16 protein-coding genes are annotated in these 16891 nt (G+C 55.5%); 8 read left to right on the plus strand and 8 right to left on the minus strand.

Features of this window, described 5'->3' with window-relative positions:
• Nucleotides 1-168 precede the first annotated feature (168 nt).
• Both ACI0FJ_RS14075 and ACI0FJ_RS14080 read right to left on the minus strand, forming a co-directional pair.
• Nucleotides 169-1260 (minus strand): formylglycine-generating enzyme family protein, encoded by a 1092-nt coding sequence (locus tag ACI0FJ_RS14075; protein ID WP_424304530.1) that lies wholly within the window; start codon nucleotides 1258-1260, stop codon nucleotides 169-171.
• Nucleotides 1247-1870 (minus strand): hypothetical protein, encoded by a 624-nt coding sequence (locus tag ACI0FJ_RS14080; RefSeq protein ID WP_424304531.1) that lies wholly within the window; start codon nucleotides 1868-1870, stop codon nucleotides 1247-1249. Before ACI0FJ_RS14080 ends, ACI0FJ_RS14075 begins: the two co-directional genes overlap by 14 nt.
• A gap of 327 nt (nucleotides 1871-2197) precedes the next feature.
• Here ACI0FJ_RS14080 and ACI0FJ_RS14085 point away from each other — a divergent pair, with 327 nt between their 5' ends.
• From ACI0FJ_RS14085 to ACI0FJ_RS14095, 3 genes are read left to right on the plus strand one after another with little or no spacing between them, the layout of a single operon-like run.
• Nucleotides 2198-2605: a Mor transcription activator family protein gene (locus ACI0FJ_RS14085; protein ID WP_424304532.1), complete on the plus strand. Its 408-nt coding sequence runs from the start codon at nucleotides 2198-2200 to the stop codon at nucleotides 2603-2605.
• Nucleotides 2602-3021 carry a terminase small subunit gene (locus tag ACI0FJ_RS14090; protein WP_424304533.1) on the plus strand — a complete coding sequence of 140 codons (420 nt, stop codon included), beginning with the start codon at nucleotides 2602-2604 and terminating at the stop codon, nucleotides 3019-3021. Before ACI0FJ_RS14085 ends, ACI0FJ_RS14090 begins: the two co-directional genes overlap by 4 nt.
• Complete coding sequence (locus tag ACI0FJ_RS14095; RefSeq protein ID WP_424304534.1) at nucleotides 3018-4439, plus strand: hypothetical protein; 1422 nt, start codon at nucleotides 3018-3020, stop codon at nucleotides 4437-4439. The genes ACI0FJ_RS14090 and ACI0FJ_RS14095 overlap by 4 nt, the downstream gene beginning before the upstream one ends.
• Nucleotides 4440-4577: 138 nt before the next feature.
• Here ACI0FJ_RS14095 and ACI0FJ_RS14100 read toward each other — a convergent pair whose 3' ends face one another.
• From ACI0FJ_RS14100 to ACI0FJ_RS14125, 6 genes are all read right to left on the minus strand, one after another.
• A complete protein-coding gene (locus ACI0FJ_RS14100; RefSeq protein ID WP_424304535.1) occupies nucleotides 4578-5177 on the minus strand; it encodes a hypothetical protein in 600 nt (199 codons plus the stop codon).
• A 372-nt stretch (nucleotides 5178-5549) separates the two neighbouring features.
• Nucleotides 5550-5840, minus strand: coding sequence for a cupin domain-containing protein (locus tag ACI0FJ_RS14105; RefSeq protein ID WP_424304536.1), 291 nt, complete (start codon nucleotides 5838-5840; stop codon nucleotides 5550-5552).
• Nucleotides 5841-5855: 15 nt separating this feature from the next.
• On the minus strand, nucleotides 5856-7013 hold the full coding sequence (locus tag ACI0FJ_RS14110) for an MFS transporter (protein ID WP_424304537.1): 1158 nt from the start codon (nucleotides 7011-7013) through the stop codon (nucleotides 5856-5858).
• Nucleotides 7010-7459 (minus strand): MarR family winged helix-turn-helix transcriptional regulator, encoded by a 450-nt coding sequence (locus ACI0FJ_RS14115; protein WP_424304538.1) that lies wholly within the window; start codon nucleotides 7457-7459, stop codon nucleotides 7010-7012. Before ACI0FJ_RS14115 ends, ACI0FJ_RS14110 begins: the two co-directional genes overlap by 4 nt.
• Before the next feature lie 621 nt (nucleotides 7460-8080).
• On the minus strand, nucleotides 8081-8872 hold the full coding sequence (gene mazG / locus ACI0FJ_RS14120) for a nucleoside triphosphate pyrophosphohydrolase (RefSeq protein ID WP_424304539.1): 792 nt from the start codon (nucleotides 8870-8872) through the stop codon (nucleotides 8081-8083).
• A gap of 92 nt (nucleotides 8873-8964) precedes the next feature.
• Nucleotides 8965-9600: a CvpA family protein gene (locus ACI0FJ_RS14125; protein ID WP_424304540.1), complete on the minus strand. Its 636-nt coding sequence runs from the start codon at nucleotides 9598-9600 to the stop codon at nucleotides 8965-8967.
• A 563-nt stretch (nucleotides 9601-10163) separates the two neighbouring features.
• On the opposite strand from ACI0FJ_RS14125, the gene ACI0FJ_RS14130 reads away from it, so the two are divergent.
• The 5 genes from ACI0FJ_RS14130 to ACI0FJ_RS14150 all read left to right on the plus strand — a co-directional run bounded on the left by ACI0FJ_RS14130 (nucleotide 10164) and on the right by ACI0FJ_RS14150 (nucleotide 16540).
• The gene (locus ACI0FJ_RS14130) at nucleotides 10164-10415 is read left to right on the plus strand and encodes a DUF4212 domain-containing protein (RefSeq protein WP_424304541.1); all 252 of its coding nucleotides are present in this window, start codon (nucleotides 10164-10166) and stop codon (nucleotides 10413-10415) included.
• Nucleotides 10416-10534: 119 nt separating this feature from the next.
• Nucleotides 10535-12313 (plus strand): sodium:solute symporter family protein, encoded by a 1779-nt coding sequence (locus tag ACI0FJ_RS14135; RefSeq protein WP_424304542.1) that lies wholly within the window; start codon nucleotides 10535-10537, stop codon nucleotides 12311-12313.
• 577 nt (nucleotides 12314-12890) lie between these two features.
• Nucleotides 12891-13184: a SemiSWEET family sugar transporter gene (locus tag ACI0FJ_RS14140; RefSeq protein WP_424304543.1), complete on the plus strand. Its 294-nt coding sequence runs from the start codon at nucleotides 12891-12893 to the stop codon at nucleotides 13182-13184.
• Nucleotides 13185-13265: 81 nt separating this feature from the next.
• Nucleotides 13266-14087, plus strand: a complete 822-nt coding sequence (locus ACI0FJ_RS14145) for a substrate-binding periplasmic protein (protein ID WP_424304544.1) — start codon at nucleotides 13266-13268, stop codon at nucleotides 14085-14087.
• A gap of 389 nt (nucleotides 14088-14476) precedes the next feature.
• Nucleotides 14477-16540: an elongation factor G gene (locus ACI0FJ_RS14150; protein ID WP_424304545.1), complete on the plus strand. Its 2064-nt coding sequence runs from the start codon at nucleotides 14477-14479 to the stop codon at nucleotides 16538-16540.
• Nucleotides 16541-16891: the final 351 nt, after the last annotated feature.

The raw sequence follows: 16891 nt of genomic DNA on the forward strand, positions 1-16891 counted from the left end.
ATGTGGAAAACAAGACAGTCGAACGAAAATACGGGCGTGCCAGCCTGTGGGCCGACCTTGGAGCGAAAGATGAGGGGATGGGAAAACTGTTGAAGCAGTGGCGCGAACGGTGCGCAAACAGCCATTTGTCCGGTTGCGCACCGTTTGGGGACGTTTGAAAAAAAGGGATTAGTGGGAGATTTTGATCAGCCGGAAGCCGGTGTCGCCGTCGGTTGATTCGGGAGCGCGCGGGTAGCGGTTGGCGCAACGGGCATTGCGCAGCTTGCTGTCCTGTCGGCCGCTGCGGAGAACGTGCAGGCTCTTGTCGCCCGGGGTGTAGGTATTCTCCGTCCATTCCCATACGCCGCCGGACATGGCCTGCAACCCGAGCATGTTGGGGCCCAGCGTTTCCTTGAGCGGCGCATCCATGTCGGTTTCTTCTATTTTCTGGCCGATCCTGCCGTCCACAGTGGCAAAGGCGTTCCAGCGTCCCTGGTTGCGGCAGGCGTATTCCCACTGGCTTTCCGTGGGCAGGGCGAATTTCTCCCCGGTGGTGTCGCTCAGCCAGCGGGCATAGGCCGTGGCCGTCAGCCAGTCCACATTGCCCACGGCATGGTCTGCCGCCCCTTCCACAGGGGCGAACATGTCGCCGCGGCGTTCAATGCCCGGAAAATCGGCAACCGTCGTGGGGTGAACGGCATTGAGATATTTGCAGAACTGGTCATTGGTCACTTCGTTCACGCCCATCCAGAAATCTTCGGGGCATTCGCGGCGCAGCGGCAGTTCGTCTTCGTCGCACACCGGGTTCCAGTCGCCGCAGCCCATCTCGTAGCAGTCTCCGGGAATGCGCACGAAGAGCATGCCGGTAGTGGGCTCGCGCCATGCGGCCAGGGCGTTCATTTCGCCCGATACGGGGCCGTGGTAGCCGTTGGGGAAGTCTTTTTCGATATCCCAGATGATTGTTTTATCCGGGCCGGGCGTAACAAGCCCCAGGTCGCCCGTCATGTGCAGTTTGCTCGCGTCTGTTTTGTCGCCGTATGCGGAAACGGCCAGCACCACCAGCGCCTTGTCTGCGTCCGAATGGACGTTGAAATGAAATTTCGTCTGTTCGTTTTTCGTGGTGATGCGAAGGTTGTCTATTCCCGTGGCGTTGGCGGCGGTATTTTCCGCCGGGGCGCTCCATGCGTTGTCGGGAATGGTTCCGGCAAATCCTGTCAGGACGCACAAGCACAGGGCTGCCGTCCATTGGAGAAAAAACGGGATGAACCTATTGCGCTGCATGGTCCCCCCCTTGGGGAGTATCTATGTAAATTTGGAAAAAGACGGGGCCGGTGGGAGCGTCCGCCGGGGGCTGCATCATGCCCGTGGTGGATTTTTCATTTGTTTTTGCAGGCTGCTTTGCCGGGGTAGACTGGTTCGCCGCTTGGGGCGCGGGAACGGCAGCTGCGGGAAGAGCGGTTGTCTGTTCGGATGCATTGGGAGCGGATGGCTTGGCAGCCACGGCAGGAGTCGCGCTGCCGGTTGTCTGGTCCGTGCCGTTTGGCACGATATGCTGCTGTTCGGGAGCCTGCTTGGCGGAAGCAGGGGCTTCCTGGGCGGGCTGTCCAGATATGTCGGATGCGGTTGGTTCGGGGGCCGGAGTGCTGGTGTTGAACAGGAGTGTATAGGCCAGTACCACGATTGCGGCCAAAACCAGGATGGCGCCAGCGTACATTCGGACCTTGCCGACCCATGGGCGGAGTACGGCGTAGCGTCGCAGGCAGGTCCGGCAGCGAAAAGGAAAATACGGCAGAGCCGGGCCGAGGAGTTTTTCATATCCCGTGCTTCGGGTGGGCCAGAATTCTCTGCTGCCGCAGTGAGGGCATCTGGGATCATGATCAAGGGGTGCCATGCTGCTCCAAATCGTTCGACATACCGCGTGGATTTATTCCAGCTTGTGACAATACACAAATACTTCGGTTTCTCCAACCCCTGGCGCGCGGCAGTATCAACGTTTTTTTATCTGTTCGTGGTATGAATTCAGCTTTCGATAACCAAAAATCGTGTCAATAGGAAACTCTCTCATACATGAGGGCACGGATGGGTATGCGCGTTTCCAGCAAAAAAGCCATGATATTCTCCCTGGTGTAGAGCGTGTTGCATTACATGCCCTTTTCGCCAGCTTTATGACGCCCACACATATAACATACTAAATTAAAAAATTTTTCAGGAGAAAATCATGCCGCAGCAACATGGTGCAACGTCCTCGTTTTGCAGCGCAAGTTCCACAAATTGGGAGGCGCTCCCAAGGCTTTGCCGCGACTTGCGCGACCTTGTGGGGGAGCACTCCGCCCGTCACGTCCTCAACGCCTTGGGCGGACAGGTTTTTTACATTCCGCGTATTCCGCCCCCGGACCACCCCCTGGCCGCCATACGCCCGGAGGCGGCCCAGCGTATCTGCAACGCCTTCCACGGAGAACGGCTGGCCATTCCCCAGGCCCGGTGGCTGCAGCGCCAGGAACGCGACAACGCCATACGCCTTGCCCGTAAAAGCGGCCAGAGTGTTTCCCGGCTGGCCTGCGTGTTCGGGCTCAGCCGCCGTCGCATCCAGCAGATATTGGCTTCGGGCCAGGAGACGGAACAATGAGCGGCAAGCTGTGCGCTCGCAAACAAAGGTTCATCAAGGCGTTCAGCGAAGGCCCGGAAGGAGTGGACGCGGTGGAGGCGGCTGTTCGGGCCGGGTACAGTCCGCGCTTTGCAAAGGAGCGGGCCGCGCAGCTGTTGGCCGACCCGGAAGTGCGCAGCCATCTGGAGCGCCGTTTGTCCGGCCGGAGTGATGATCCGCAGTTCACCCGCCGGGCCGTGCTCCAGGGACTTCTTCGCGAGGCGGGCGACCATAGCGGAAATTCCAGCCCTGCCAACCGGCTGAAGGCCTGGGAGCTGGTCTGCAAGCTTTTGGGATTTTTCAACGAGTCCAAGGACGCCGCGCTGCCCTCGGTGGTCTACGATATCCGCATAGACGGGCAAAAGCTCGAAAGAAGAGCCAACGGCAGGCCGCTATGAAGCAGCTCCGCCTTACCTACCGGGCGGAACCCACCCTGGCCGCGTTCCACAACAGCAACGCCTTTGTGCGCGGCGTGATGGGGCCGCTTGGTTCGGGCAAGTCCTCGGCCATGTGCATGGAAATACTCATACGCGCCGCACGCCAACGCCCTTCGCCCGATAACGTCCGGCGCACGCGCTTTGCCGTGGTGCGCAACACGCAGGCCGAACTGCGGACCACCACGGTGAAAACCTGGCAGGACTGGCTGAGCCAGGGCGAACGCGGGCCGAGTGCCTCCCCGCCCTTTACCTCGCGCTTGCGTCAGGACCTGGGCGATACCACCAAACTCGATGCGGAGGTCATCTTTCTGGCCCTGAACCGGGCCGAAGACGCCAAAAAACTTCTTTCCCTGGAGTTGACCGGGGCGTGGATCAACGAAGCGCGGGAGCTTCCCTACGACATTGTCAGCGCCCTTACCGGCCGGGTGGGCAGGTATCCGCCCAAACGTCTGGGCGGGCCGTCCTGGTCCGGCCTGATAATGGACACCAACCCGCCCGATACCGGCCATTGGTGGTTTCGTGCCGCAGAACAGGAGACGCCGCAGGGCTGGGCGTTTTTTACCCAGCCGCCCGCGCTGCTTGCTTCCGACTCGGGCTACCTGCCCAACCCGCAGGCGGAAAATCTGGAAAACCAGCCCCTGGGTGCGGACTATTGGCTGCGCCAGGTGCACGGCAAAAGCAACCAGTGGATCAAGGTCCACCTGCTGGGCCAATACGGCGACCTCATGCCTGGCAAACAGGTCTACCCGGAATACGACGACGAACACCACGTTGCCTTGGAACCGCTTGGCGCCGTGGCCGGTACCGAGCTTGTACTGGGCTGGGACTTTGGTCTGACGCCCGCCTGCGTCATTACCCAGCCCCTGCCGGGCGGACGGCTGTTGGTGCTGAACGAGCTGGCCGAGACCTCCATGGGCATACGCCGTTTCGCCCGCTCCACAGTTGTTCCTTTTTTGCGCTGCCATTACCCGGACCACACCTTTACCAGCGTGGGCGACCCCGCAGGCACGGCCCGTGCCCAGACCGATGAACGCACCTGCATGGAGGAGCTTGCCAAGGCCGGAATCCCAACCCGTCCGGCCCGCACCAACGCCTTTGCCGCCCGGCGCGAGGCCGTGGCTTCCTTTCTTACCGGAGGGCACGACGACGTTCCGGCGTTTCTGCTGGATGGCTCGTGCGCCATACTCAGGCGCGGCTTTCTGGGCGGATACTGCTTTGCCGAAAACAGCGACCGGCCAGAAAAGAACAGCTACAGCCATTTGCACGACGCGCTGCAATATGCCGCGCTCCACGCCCAGGACAGCCATGAGCGGCCAGTGGCACGACGGGGAATACGGCGCAGGGAGCGGCAGCCGGCGGATGGATTTGCGGGATATTGAGGCACTGGGGGAAGGAAACCCCTTTTGCAAAAGGGGTTTCCTTCCCCCAGACCCCCATCCTTCCTCAAAAACTTTTGTTATTGAAGAAGTTAGAAAAGGGGGAATGGGCAGAAACTGACAATATATAAGAAAAAAATTTTATGCCATTTCTTCAACACTTTCGACATTGTCGGACAGTGTTCGAAGGTGTTTCACAAATGCATTTCTACGTTTTGTTCGAATCCGATCTCCTCGATTCATTAAATATAAAAAAACAACAAAACCAGCCAGCATGGAATACCCAAGAGTCTTCCATCCAGAATATCCAGCAGCATTAAAACCATAACCGGCGCCAAAAAGTGTTATAAGAATTAAAAATAATGACGTGTAGAAACCACTATGCCCTAGTCCTAATTTTTCCATTAAAGGGTATGTATGTTCCACATAATGAATATCTTTGGCAGCGTGATTTACTAATATTGCTGGCCAGTAATTTGTTTTATCCTTAAAACTGTATATTACACTAACACGTTGCCCTGTTCGAATCGGTATATCTCTCATATGGAAAGTTACATATTTTTCAATGCCATTATCTTTTTTTATCCAAACACTATGGTTGTCAAATATTTCTGTTTGAACTGGTTCGCTGCTATTAATATTATGAGATCTAAAAGTTTTAGTATTTTTTTCGCTTGATAAGACCTCACCTGTTACCCGCTTGAATTCTATTGTTTTCTTACCCCATTGAAAATTCCCCACACCATCCTCCTTTATCTGGAATATGTATTAGAAATTTGAATCAATTAGTAAAAGATAAAAATATTTATTTTGTAAAATATGGGGCGTCAATATTCATAGGGCTACAAATTGAAAAAATGAATTTTGTATTCTCGCGTAAGAAATTGCTATTGAAGAAGTTAGGGGCAGAAATAAGGGTAACGAAGGTTAGGGGGCTGAAATGAGACGTGAAGATATGATAAAATTTTACACCCCACCGCCGCAGGCTGGTGAGAAAGATGCGGAAGCAAGGCGCTAGGTAAATTGATTCGTGACGTGTACTCTTTATGTACACAAGCGGGTCAATTTACCGCAGCAACGCTGCTAACGTGTCTTTCTCGCCAGCCTAGCCATTTAGCGGTTGGGATGGATAATCACGACCTTCGTCGGTGTGGTCAGTACTCGGGTAACATGCCTTGTGCCAGCCGGTATTGAGCGCATGGTCAGTCCGGAAATGGTTTCCACTCCATCGTCAGTTTCCAACTCGATTTCGCCTTCCAGCAGAACAAAAATCTCATCAAATGGATGGGACTCATCCGGCGACACTGCGCCTTTCTCTGCGAAAACCGTTTCTACCTCGAATTCATTACGCGCCCCAATGAACAGTCTGGAAATATCCGGGATAGGTGGCGTCGTCGTCTCCATGTCTTTGCTCCTTGTCTATGTGGTTTGTTGAACACGCTTGAGGGTTGTGATTCGAAACACCAGAGCAAGCAGGCCTGCCAATCCGGTTCCGAAGGCAAGTGTAAGGTAGATATTGGAGATACCCGGGCCAAAGATGAGGCCGGAGGCTTTACCCGTAATCAAAGGGCTTGCGAATTGTCCGGCAAACAGGAAGCTGGTGACCACCGCAGTGCCCGCAGTCCCGGAGGTGTGCACCATTGTTTTGGTCACACCGTCCATTATCGAGGGAACCAGGGTGCCGAAAGCCAGGCCGTTGATCACCAGACCACAGAACAGGGGGAGCACTGACGGAAAGGCGGAGAGGCCGTAATAGGAGAGTGCGAATATGCAGAGACTTACACCGGGAAGCCATCCTCTGAGTGCTCTTTTCAGATTGCCGTACAGAAGACCGGTCAAAAATGAGGATGCTGTCATGGCTGCCATAGCCGCGCCCGCCATGCGCGAGTCTCCAATGCCGTGCCCTTGAAGATAGAGGGCGAGATTAACCGGGATGGCATAAAAGGCGACCATGAGCATGAACATGCCCAGCCCCCAAAGAGTGGAGGAGCCTAAAAAACGCATCCCTTGGGAAGACTGTCTTTTCGTTGCCGGGGCGGGATGATTATCGGGTAAAAAGAAGAAAATCAGCAGCCAGACCGCTACCCCAAGGAGATAAATAAGAAAGGATGCCCGCCAGCTTATTGCCGCCAACAAGCCGGAGAGAATCATGGCGATGATTCCCCCCAGATTGTTCGAAGCCGAGGCAAGGCCCATGGTTCTGGCCTTTTCCTCGCCCGACCAGATATCCGCGATGATCCCGGTAGAAAGAGGCATGAGAATACCGACCCCGATACCGAGCACGGCTCTCATTGACAGCAGAAAGGGAATGGACGTCGCAAGCCCGCCACCGGCTCCGCCCAAAATATAGAAAAAGATACCGGCGTACACCAAACGCTTACGGGCTATCCGGCTGCTGAGCAGTCCTGTGAGCAAAGACATGGGGATGATGGTCAGAGCAGGCGTGGTGAGCACCATCTTTCCCAACATGTCCGAGGAGTTTGGGAAATAGGCGATTATGTCCGCCACAGCAGGCGCTACGGCAGCTCCGGACATGACAGTAAGCAGGGATAAAGAGAGAATTGCCAGGCGAATCATTTTGTTTCCCGCAGCATTTGCACCACACGGGCGCTGATTATTTGGGTGAGGTGAAAGTATTGCTCAATGTCCGCTTCGCTGAAATCGGCGTACACATCATCTGTAAGCCCTTTGAGTATCTGGAGGATTTCATCTTTGGCCAGGCGGGCCTTCTTCGTGGTGCGGAGAATGTTGCGTCTCCGGTTGTTGGGGTCTACCGCCCTTGTAAGATATCCGTCCTTTTCCAGGCGGGCCACGGCTCGCGCAGCCGAGCTTTTATTGAACTGGAGCGACTCCGCCACATCGTCCTGGCTTGCCCCTTCGTTCTCATAAAGAAAGGTGAGAATTGGGATGGTGGCCGCCCCAAGCCCCCCCAGTCCAAGATGGGCAAGGCGGCTGTCCAAAATAAGGCCAAGATACCTTGCGATGGTAGCGATTTCTCTTCCTATGGAATGACGATGTGACATTTTTTTTGTTTCCTTGCTGTTTAAGAAAAGGGCGTTTTGGGTTCGTTCTTTGTATCGTACAAAACAACTGTTGCATATGCAACTGTTGCGTGGCGTACAATTGTGTATGACCTCTCAAAATCGGCAAAAAATATATCTATCCAACTAAAAAATAAGAATTTTTCAATATGATATTTCTGGTCGGGCCGTCCCGGGTGCTCGATTGAGAGGCTCTCCAGAGAGAAGAGAAAAGGGCTTGAAACAATGTTCCAAGCCCTGAAATTTTAGGGAAGATGGGTGCGTGCTTTGGGCAGAGAAAAGAATCTTTTCTTGCAATATATATCGAATTTTACACCGGAAATCGCGGGTTTGTGAAAACGGTGCGAGAGCGAAGTTCTTAAATCAATTTATACCAACCCACAGGCGGCTCAAAAAAGTTCGCGAGCAAGGGGCGAGAAAAACTCAAGGCCGACGCGTATTTTCAATTCCACATCTATTGAGTTTTATACCCAACATCGCGGGCTTGTGAAAACGGTGCGCGAGCAAGGCGCCAGGTAAATTGATTCGCGACGTGTACTCTTTGTGTACACGAGCGGATCAATTTGCCGCAGCAACGACGCTATCGCGCTGTTTTCACGGGCCTTACTCTGCCGTCTTTACCTTGTTCCACAAGGCATCCTGCTCCTCGAAGGAAAGCTCGGCGATATTCTGCACTCCGTTTTCCAGGGCCAGTTTTTCCATGGCCTGGAACCTGCGCAGGAACTTGTGGTTGGCAAAATCGAGCGCGGCATTGGACTTTATGCCCATGCGGCGTCCGTATTCCGCCAGGGTAAAGAGATAATCGCCGAATTCTTCCTCAATACGTTCCTGGCTGCCCTCGCCGCGGGCTTCCTGCAGCTCCTTCCACTCGGAAGCCAGCTGTTTTTCCACATCCTCGTCCGTGGGCCAGGTAAACCCGGCACGCGCGGCCTTGGAATTGATGCGGTAGGCGCGCAGCAGGGGCGGCAGCCCCTTGGGCAGGCTGTCGAACACTCCGGCGGGCTTGTCTTCGGGAGCCTGCTTTTTTTCGTCGCGCTTGATGCGTTCCCAGTTATTGAGGATGTCGTCCTGGCAGGTGATGGACGTGTCCGCGAAAACATGCGGGTGGCGGCGGATCATTTTGGCGCGGATGCCGTCCAGCGCCTTGTCCATGTCGAACTCCCCGGCCTGGTTGTAGCGTTCGGCCAGGAAAAACAACAGGAACATCACGTCCCCGAGTTCCTCGCACGCTTCGGAAGGGTTGTTGGAGCGTATGGCTTCCACAAGTTCGAAGGCTTCCTCAATCACATAGTCGCACAGGCTCAGGGGGGTCTGTTCCTTGTCCCAGGGGCAGCCGTTTTCGCCAATCAGGGCACGCAAAACGTCCCTGAGGCCTTCAAAAGATGAATTCGTCATTTGTATTAATGTGTTGTTTAGAGGGTTGTGGACGCAAGTTCGGCCCAGCGGGAATGCCCGCCGAGAATGCCCCGCTGAAAATACTCAGCAAATCAGTTTTGCGTCTGCGGTTCGGAATCTCCCGAGGATTCATCATATGACTCGTCCGAAGGCTCATCAGAAGATTTATCCGGCATCATGTCCGGGAGCTTGATATCCGGCATGGAAACCGAAGGCATTTTGATTTTACGCAGTTTTTCCACGCCGTTGTTGAAAGTTCCCTTCATGTCGGTGGGCAGCAGACTGGACAGAAAGACCGTGACTCTGCCGATATACGGCGCGGTAACCGACTCCTGCACATAGGCCGAGTTGGGAATGAATGTGGTGAGCGCCAGCAGGATGATGGCGCACAGCAGCATGCCTTTGATAAAGCCGAAGGCGCCGCCCATGGCGTGATCCACCCAGGCCAGCAGTGCCAGCTTGAGCAGCCCGGAAAAGAGATTGATCAGAATCCAGGTGGCTATGGTCACCAGAACCAGGGTGATGATGTAGGAGGCGGTTTCCGCCGTGGCCGGAGAAGACATGTAGGGCGCAATGTAGGGGGTCAGCTGGGTGTGGTACTGGTTGGCGACCCAAAAACCGATGAGCAGCCCGGCAATACCGGCGATTTCCTTGAGAATTCCGTGGAAAAATCCGCGTACGCAGAAAAACGTCAGGATGAGAAGGAAGACTATGTCCAGAAGGGTCATGCAAATGTCCTTTAAGGGCAGGGTTGAAAGCGGAATGTGCGGCAGGCGGTATGCCGATTCCGACTCGATTGCACTCGAGCGTACGGTTCTGCGGTTTGGCCGGTGCACTGCCGCCGGAAGAGAAAATTGGTTCGTGTGAGCCGCCCGCAAAAGTGTCCGGAAACTTACGATGCGCTTACGTTAAAGCACGTTAGCAGATGCGATTGTGAAAATGAAGCGGGAAAGTCCCGGCTTCGGGCAAGGCCCGTTCGCGCCGCTGCTCCTGGAAAATTTCCCCCGGCCACGTTGTGCTAACTCTGCACCGGTCTTGATTTTTTTTGCACGCCTTCCCCAACAAGCCCGTCAAATTCGTTTTGTCCTTCCCCGGAATCTTTCCTCCTGTTTCGGGCCAACGGTAGGGCCGCGCCAAGTCAGCGGAAGCTGACCGGGGTGAACGGTAGGTGAGGCCATCGCCTTTGGCAAAAGTGCGCTCTGTTGCCGTTTACCGAAAAAAGCCTGCACGCCTGCCACGGCCCTGCTATTGGGTGAGCATGGATAACGCTCTGCAACCCCAGGAGGACATTATGAGCAGGGATCTCAAGGAGTACTGGAAACGGAATTTGGCGCTCATGGCCAAGCTTCTGTTTATCTGGGCCCTGGTTTCCTATGGCTGCGGCATTGTTTTCGTCAACGAACTGAACGCCCTGCATATTGGCGGGTTCCCGTTGGGATTCTGGTTTGCGCAGCAGGGCTCCATCTTCACCTTTGTCATTCTCATTTTTGTCTATGTGCTGCGCATGGCGCGTTTGGACCGCGAGTTCGACGTCCATGAATAGCCCGTTACGGTATGGGCGGCCCAATCAGCGGCCGCAAAGGGCTAACCGAAAGAACGCATGCGGGCGCCCGGACCACCAAGGCAGGTGAGCGTCCGGGAATGGCCCGCAAGGAGAACGACATGGGTTCCATACAACTTTGGACATACGGGATGGTCGGCCTGACCTTCGGGCTGTACATCTTTATCGCCTGGCGGTCGCGAGTGGCCGACACCAAAGGCTTTTACGTGGCAGGCGGGGGCGTTCCGCCCCTGGCAAACGGCATGGCCACCGGCGCGGACTGGATGAGCGCGGCATCGTTCATCTCCATGGCCGGAATCATTTCCTTTACCGGCTATTCCGGCTGTGTCTACCTGATGGGCTGGACCGGCGGGTACGTGCTTCTGGCACTGCTCCTGGCGCCCTACCTGCGCAAGTTCGGCAAGTTCACGGTGCCGGATTTCGTGGGCGACAGGTACTATTCCAACACGGCCCGGGTCGTGGCCCTGGTCTGTGCCATCTTTGCCTCGCTGACCTATGTTGCCGGGCAGATGCGCGGGGTCGGCATTGTCTTTTCCCGTTTTCTGGAAGTCGACATCAACACCGGCGTCATCATCGGTATGTGCATCGTCTTTTTCTATGCCGGGCTGGGCGGCATGAAAGGCATCACCTGGACCCAGGTGGCCCAATACTGCGTGCTCATCCTCGCCTTTCTCATTCCTGCGGTGGCAATTTCCATGAAGATCACGGGCAATCCCATCCCGCAGCTTGGTTTTGGTTCCACCATTGCCGAAGGCCCGCACGCCGGACGGTTTCTCCTGGAAACCATGGATGCTATTCAAAAGGATCTCGGCTTCAACGGCTACACTTCGGCCTTTGGGCCGGGCAACCGCTCCATGATCGACGTCATCGCCATCACCCTGGCGCTCATGGTCGGCACGGCCGGGCTGCCCCACGTCATCGTGCGCTTCTACACCGTGCCCACGGTGCGGGGCGCGCGGCTCTCCGCAGGCTATGCCCTGCTCTTCATCGCCATTTTGTACACCACGGCACCGGCGGTTAGCGTCTTTGCCCGGTACAATATGATCGATACCCTGGAGAACGTGGCCTATGCCGAGGCCCCTTCCTGGTTCAAAAACTGGGAGGAAACCGGATTGATCGCCTGGCTGGACAAGAACGGTGACGGAAAAATCCAGTACCGGGCAGGCAAGCCCTTTGAAGGCAAACCCAGCTTTACCGGGCAGGCCGGGCCGTACGGCCAGCAGGTGATCACCAATGCGCCCACGCCCAACGGCAACGAGCTGTATGTGGACCGCGACATCATGGTTCTGGCCAATCCGGAAATCGCCAAGCTTCCTGCCTGGGTTGTGGCCCTTGTTGCGGCGGGCGGACTGGCCGCAGCCCTTTCCACTGCTTCGGGCCTGCTGCTGGTTATTGCCTCCAGCATTTCGCACGACCTCTACTACCGGGTGCTCAACCCGCAGGCCACGGAAAAGCAGCGTATGCTGCTGGCCCGGATAATGGTTGGCGTGGCCGTTGTGGTGGCCGGATACTTCGGCATCAACCCGCCGGGATTCGTGGCCCAGGTTGTGGCCCTGGCCTTTGGGCTGGCTGCATCGAGTTTCTTTCCCATTCTGGTCTTGGGCATCTTTTCCAAGCGGGTCAACCGCGAGGGAGCCATTGCCGGAATGGTGGCGGGCATCGGGTTCACCCTGGTGTACATTGCCCAGACCAAGTTCATGGGCGTGGCCCCGTGGTTCTTCAACATCAGCCCGGAAGGCATCGGCGCGGTGGGCATGGTCATCAACTTTGCGGTAACCTGCGTGGTTTCGTCGCTGACCAAGGCTCCACCCATGTATATCCGCGAACTTGTCGAGTCTGTGCGGACGCCGAGGGGGGCGGGAGAGGCTAGTGGTCACTAGGCTGCACCAAAAGGCACGCTAGCTTCGTTGCAGCGGAATATTTAAGCCGCTCATGTACTTAAGAGTACACTTCGCGTTTAAATATCCCTCGCGCCTTGCTTTCGCACCTTTTTGAGCAGCCTGGGGAGGGGGGGTGAAAGACTCAAACCCTCTGCAAAGCATGGCGGTAGAACATTAAAAATCTGATCCTCCTTGCAAACAACTCCTTCCCTGGCGGGCCAAGAGCTGACCGCCAGGGAAGGAGTTTCATTTTTAATCCAAGTTAAAAGGATGTTCTTTCTTGTGGGTCCCATCCCCATTTTCATAGGCAGTTCAAAAGGGTGCGAGAACAAGGCGTAAGAAATATTCAAGGCCGACGCGTATTTCCTGATACGCGAGGATTTGAATATTTTGAAACAACGCAGTTACCGTGCCCTTTTCAACTGCCGCAGCAAAGCAGCTTGACCCTAGGCCAAAGGAGGGGCTAATTGCCCATTTGTAGAGACACATTTCTTCCGCCAACAGAACACGAGCCGGGATGCCAAAAGGTTTCCGGGGCGGCAAACCATGGGCGTTCCGAAAAAGGGGTGGGTGGATTATGGATGGATTCGATTGGATTGAGGCGATTGGAACGCTGGCCGGCCTTCAGACCACATTGGCTTTTCTTCCCCAGGTCCTTAAGGTCTGGCGCAGCAAGTCGGCTCACGACATTTCCCTGGCCACGTTTTCCATATTCACTTCGGGCGTTATTTTCTGGCTTGTCTATGGCATCCTCATCAACTCGTTTTCCATTACCGCAGCCAATGCAGTAACGCTTGTTCTGGCCTCCACCATCGTGGGCATGAAATTGGTGTACGACAAAAGATTCCCCGTTGGGCAAGGCATAAAATAGCTTTCTAAGTTCTTGCTTTCCATGCTTCTTCCGTTTAATTTGAACAGTGGTTTAAAAAATCGGTCTGGAGTGGGACTGGTCATGTCTTTTTCTGCGTTTCCTTTTTCCATACTATGCGGAATTCGAAATCGGCAGTATACACTACTCCTTTTTCTTGCGTTTTTTTGTTTTCCCACCAATGCCGGGGCAAAGGAAATCGTTACCCTGGTTTCCGACCTCTGGTGCCCCTACATCTGCCAGTCTGCAAAGCAACCCGGCTATATTGTCGAAGTTCTCCAACAGATATTTAAAGACGCGGACATCGAGCTGCAGTATCACATACAGGATTGGGAAGAGGCCATAGTTCAGGCCCGTTCGGGCGCATACTCCATGGCAGGGCCGGCAGCCCGAAACGAGGCTCCCGGTTTTATCTTCGGCCATGTTTTCATCGGTATTGCCAAGGGGGCGTTTTTCACCTCACGGGATTCCAGTTGGCGATATACCGGGCTCAGCTCGTTGCGCGGCATCCGTATGGGGGTGGTAAGCGGCTATAGCTACGGCTGGGTTGTGGACGGAGTTCTCAAGAGGTCGGAGGAGCTGGGGGTGCAGGTGTACTCTGCCAATGGAGATGCCGCCTTGCTCGACAATCTGAAAAAGCTTGCCCGGGGTGAATTGGATGCGGTTGTGGGAACCACTGCGGTGGTTACCTACACGGCAAGGCAGAATGGAATATCGGATCAGATAATCGTTGCAGGCGAGGCCCTGTATCGAATTCCCGTGTTCATGGCCTTTTCTCCTGTTGATATACAGGCAAAACGCAACGCACGCGTGGTGGACGAAGGGCTGGTACGGTTGCGTAAATCCGGAAAACTTGCAGAAATTTTAGGCCATTACGGTCTTTCCGACTGGGGCGCGGAACGCTGAACACCATCCCTGCACTGTATTGCAAACTGCGGATAACGATTCAACCGGGGTATTGCATGAAATTTCCAAAGGCTGGCCGTATCCAAAACAACGCGCCAGCCTTATTTTTTCCTTTGTTTATAAGATGTTGTCTGGCAGTTTTTGAGGGGGCTGTCTGCTGCCTTGCATAGGGAAAACAATTGGAAATCAGGTTTTGAATCCCTCCATGTATTTATCTATTTTAATCTTTTATATCAGCCTCTTATATCCCCCGCCAGCATTGGGTGCGTCTTGACAATCTCGCGTTCGTCTCTCTATAGGTGGATACTTCGAGAAAAAAAATGCGACACAGCATTCTCGTTCGGCAAAGGCAATTGATCACATACACCGGGTAGCAAAGGGAGCGCTTCATGTCGGATCTTGGGACTCAAAGGACGTATGCACTGGTCGGTCATGGAGGCTGCGGCAAGACTTCGGTGGCGGAGATGCTTTTGTTCGCCACCGGGGTCGTCAACCGCTTGGGCAAAATCGAGGAAGGCGCAACCATTCTCGATTACGAGCCGGAGGAAATCAAGCGCAGAGGCAGCATCCAGCCAGGTTTCGCCCGCATGGAATGGAACAAGAATGTTCATTACCTCATCGACACGCCAGGGGATAACAACTTCAACGGCGACAACGCCTACCTGCTGAGCGCAGCGGACAGCGTCGTCTTCGTCATTGATGCTGTGGACGGCGTAACCCCTCTCTCCAAACGCCTTTGGGACCGGGTCGGCAACTCCGGTCTGCCCTCCATGATCGTCATCAACAAGATGGACCGCGACAGGGCCGATTTCGATTTCGCCTTTGACGGCATTACCAGCGTTTTGGGTGCCAAACCCGTGCTGACGTTCATGCCCATCGGGTCCAAAGAAAATTTTACCGGTCTGGTGGATGTCCTCGCTGGCAAAGCCTACTTTTTCGAGGACGAAGGCAAGGTCAAACTTGGCGATATCCCCGCCGACATGGCCGACGAAGTGGAAACCCTGCGTGAAACCATGGTTGAAAACATCGCGGAAAGCGATGAAGAACTCATGGAACTTTATCTGGAAGAGGGCGAGCTGACGCCCGAGCAGGTGACAAAGGGACTGTCCTTGGGTGTTGCTTCCGGCGAGCTGACTCCCGTAGTGGTCTGCTCCGCCCTGGAAAACAAGGGCGCGGCTCCGATTCTGGACACCATTCAGAACCTCATGCCCGGCCCGCTGAACCATGCCGACTGGACAGGCATAGACGGCTCCAAACGTGCTTCCAGCCCGGACGAACCCGTGGCCGCCTTTGTCTTTAAAACCGTCATCGATCCCTTTGCCGGACAGCTCAACGTCATGCGCGTACTTTCCGGCACCCTGACTTCGGACATGGCCCTTGCCAACGCCACCCAGGAAGGCAAGGAACGGCTGGGACAGCTGCTCTATCTCAAGGGCAAGGAGCAGGTGCAGTGCAAGGAACCGGCCGGTCCCGGTGCCATTGTTGCCGTGGCCAAGCTCAAGAAAACAGGCACCGGCGACACCCTGTGCGATGAAAAGACTCCCTTTGAGCTGGACAAGCCCGAGATGCCGCCGCATCTTATGACCTTTGCCCTGGCAGCCGAGGAAAAGGGCGAGGAAGACAAGGTCTATCAGGCCATCCACAAGCTGCTGGACGAGGACATCACCCTGCGCCTGTTCCGCGACGAGGAATCCGGCGACATCCTGCTTTCCGGCATGGGCCAGCTGCACATTGAAACCACGGTGGAAAAGGCCAAGCGCCGCAGCAAGGTCAATATTCTGCTGAAGACTCCCAAGGTCCCCTACCGCGAAGCCATCAAGGGCAAGGCCGACGTTCAGGGTCGCCACAAGAAGCAATCGGGCGGGCGCGGACAGTTCGGCGACTGCTTTGTGCGCATCATTCCCCAGGCTCCGGGCACGGGCTACGTGTTCGAAGACCAGATTGTGGGCGGCGCCATTCCCCGCCAGTACATTCCCGCAGTGGACAAGGGCATTCAGGAAAGCGCCCGGCGCGGCTACCTGACCGGCAACCCGGTGGTGGATTTCAAGGTCGAATTGTACGACGGTTCGTATCACTCGGTGGACTCTTCGGAAATGGCCTTTAAAGTGGCCGGTTCCATTGCCTTTAAAAAGGCCTGTGAAACCGCGGGCGTAAAGCTGCTTGAGCCGATCATGCGCATGCTTATCAGCGTGCCCGACCAGTTTATGGGCGACGTCATCGGCGACATTTCCGGCCGCCGCGGCAAGGTGCTGGGCTCGGATTCCAAATCGGGCCTTACTGAAATCCAGGCCCATGTGCCCATGAACGAAGTGCTGCGCTACGCCCCGGACCTGCGCTCCATGACCGGCGGCCAGGGCGTGTTCACCATGGAATTCGACCACTACGAGGACGCACCGCCACCAGTGGCTGAAAAGATTATCGAAGAATACCGCAAGTCCAAGGAAGAAGCGTAACCATACCGGTTGCCAGCGGCTGACCTGACGTGCCGCTTCCCATGAAATAAAGCCCCCGGCATTTGCCGGGGGCTTCTTATGTTCTTTTCGTCTTCTTTGGATATTGAAACCCCCAACGATTGCCAGGGCCTTTTATCTTTTTCTTCTCTTCTCTCTCCCACCCCCAAAACCCCGCAGGGTTGCGAGAATGGGTTGAGAGCAAGGCGTGAGGGAAAATTGAGGGTGACGCGTATTTTCCTGATACGCGAGGACTCAATTTTTCTGAAGCAACGCAGCTATCGGCCTATTCTCGCGACCCTCGCCCCGATAGCAACGCAGCTATCAGCCCATTCCCGCAACCCTCGCCCCGAT

The organism is Desulfovibrio sp. 7SRBS1, from assembly GCF_049723905.1.
Classification (GTDB): Bacteria; Desulfobacterota; Desulfovibrionia; order Desulfovibrionales; family Desulfovibrionaceae.

Excerpts from the sequence above, each read along its gene's own strand:
- ACI0FJ_RS14075 (WP_424304530.1), bottom strand. The coding sequence starts at position 1,260 with ATGCAGCGCAATAGGTTCATCCCGTTTTTTCTCCAATGGACGGCAGCC.
- ACI0FJ_RS14080 (WP_424304531.1), bottom strand. The coding sequence starts at position 1,870 with ATGGCACCCCTTGATCATGATCCCAGATGCCCTCACTGCGGCAGCAGA.
- ACI0FJ_RS14085 (WP_424304532.1), top strand. The coding sequence starts at position 2,198 with ATGCCGCAGCAACATGGTGCAACGTCCTCGTTTTGCAGCGCAAGTTCC.
- ACI0FJ_RS14090 (WP_424304533.1), top strand. The coding sequence starts at position 2,602 with ATGAGCGGCAAGCTGTGCGCTCGCAAACAAAGGTTCATCAAGGCGTTC.
- ACI0FJ_RS14095 (WP_424304534.1), top strand. The coding sequence starts at position 3,018 with ATGAAGCAGCTCCGCCTTACCTACCGGGCGGAACCCACCCTGGCCGCG.
- ACI0FJ_RS14105 (WP_424304536.1), bottom strand. The coding sequence starts at position 5,840 with ATGGAGACGACGACGCCACCTATCCCGGATATTTCCAGACTGTTCATT.
- ACI0FJ_RS14110 (WP_424304537.1), bottom strand. The coding sequence starts at position 7,013 with ATGATTCGCCTGGCAATTCTCTCTTTATCCCTGCTTACTGTCATGTCC.
- ACI0FJ_RS14115 (WP_424304538.1), bottom strand. The coding sequence starts at position 7,459 with ATGTCACATCGTCATTCCATAGGAAGAGAAATCGCTACCATCGCAAGG.
- mazG (WP_424304539.1), bottom strand. The coding sequence starts at position 8,872 with ATGACGAATTCATCTTTTGAAGGCCTCAGGGACGTTTTGCGTGCCCTG.
- ACI0FJ_RS14125 (WP_424304540.1), bottom strand. The coding sequence starts at position 9,600 with ATGACCCTTCTGGACATAGTCTTCCTTCTCATCCTGACGTTTTTCTGC.
- ACI0FJ_RS14130 (WP_424304541.1), top strand. The coding sequence starts at position 10,164 with ATGAGCAGGGATCTCAAGGAGTACTGGAAACGGAATTTGGCGCTCATG.
- ACI0FJ_RS14135 (WP_424304542.1), top strand. The coding sequence starts at position 10,535 with ATGGGTTCCATACAACTTTGGACATACGGGATGGTCGGCCTGACCTTC.
- ACI0FJ_RS14140 (WP_424304543.1), top strand. The coding sequence starts at position 12,891 with ATGGATGGATTCGATTGGATTGAGGCGATTGGAACGCTGGCCGGCCTT.
- ACI0FJ_RS14145 (WP_424304544.1), top strand. The coding sequence starts at position 13,266 with ATGTCTTTTTCTGCGTTTCCTTTTTCCATACTATGCGGAATTCGAAAT.
- ACI0FJ_RS14150 (WP_424304545.1), top strand. The coding sequence starts at position 14,477 with ATGTCGGATCTTGGGACTCAAAGGACGTATGCACTGGTCGGTCATGGA.